The 1,117-nt window shown below is 69.7% G+C and carries 1 protein-coding gene and 1 pseudogene; both read left to right on the forward strand.

The genetic code is table 11. The features are described 5' to 3' along the window. Positions 1 to 101 precede the first annotated feature (101 nt). Positions 102 to 446, forward strand: a pseudogene (locus P1P75_RS41620) (cob(I)yrinic acid a,c-diamide adenosyltransferase); the annotation flags it as partial. After that, on the forward strand, positions 446 to 1,117 hold a 672-nt coding region (locus tag P1P75_RS41625; protein ID WP_319265269.1), incomplete at its 3' end, for a cobyrinate a,c-diamide synthase. The pseudogene P1P75_RS41620 and the gene P1P75_RS41625, both read left to right, overlap by 1 nt.

The following is a 1,117-nucleotide window of genomic DNA, read 5'->3' on the forward strand; positions in this document are numbered from 1 at the left end:
GTTGTGTTTTTTTTTTATTTTACGGTGCACCCCGTTATTTCACTTCTGAGTTTGTGGGGAAGGGGCGAATGTTATAAAGGGAAGGGGGCGGGTTGGTCGCCTGGCACAAGATGGGCGAGGGCTGGTCCTGGGTGCAGCGGGACTCGCAGATGGACAACGAGGAGAAGGCCCGCGAGGGCTGGGAGCAGGTCAAGCGGGACCTCGCCGCCCAGACGTACCAGCTGTATGTGCTGGACGAGTTCGCCTACCCCATGCACTGGGGGTGGATCGACACCGACGAGGTGGTGTCCGTGCTGCGGGAGCGGCCGGGGAACCAGCACGTCGTGATCACCGGCCGGAACGCGCCCGAGAAGCTGGTGGGGTTCGCGGACCTGGTGACCGACATGTCCAAGGTCAAGCACCCCATGGACGTGGGGCAGAAGGGGCAGAGGGGCATCGAGTGGTGATGTCCTCCGTCCCACGGCTGGTCGTCGCCGCGCCCTCCTCGGGCAGCGGCAAGACCACCGTCGCCACGGGGCTGATGGCCGCGCTCGCCGCGCGGGGGCTTGCCGTGTCCCCGCACAAGGTCGGGCCGGACTACATCGATCCCGGGTACCACGCGCTCGCCACCGGGCGGGTGGGGCGCAACCTCGACGCGTACCTGTGCGGTCCCGAGCTGCTCGCTCCGCTGTTCCTGCACGGGGCGCGGGGCTGCGACATCGCCGTCGTCGAGGGCGTGATGGGGCTGTACGACGGGGCGGCGGGGCAGGGTGAACTGGCGTCGACGGCGCAGGTGGCGAAGGTGCTGCGGGCGCCGGTCGTGCTGGTCGTCGACGCGTCGTCGCAGTCGCGGTCGGTGGCGGCGCTGGTGCACGGGTTCGTTTCCTTCGACCCGGAGGTGCGGATCGGGGGCGTGATCCTGAACAAGGTCGCCTCGGACCGGCACGAGGCGCTGCTGCGGGAGGCGTTGGAGTCGGTGGGGGTGCCGGTGCTGGGCGCGCTGCGGCGGGCCGCGCAGGTGGCTACGCCGTCTCGGCATCTGGGGTTGGTGCCGGTGGCCGAGCGGGGGGCGGCGGCGGTGGAGGCGGTGGCGGCGATGGCCGCGCAGGTCTTCGACGGTTGTGATCTGGAAGCGCTG

The sequence above is a fragment of the Streptomyces sp. ID05-39B genome, assembly GCF_033794725.1.
Classification (GTDB): Bacteria; Actinomycetota; Actinomycetes; order Streptomycetales; family Streptomycetaceae; genus Streptomyces; species Streptomyces bobili.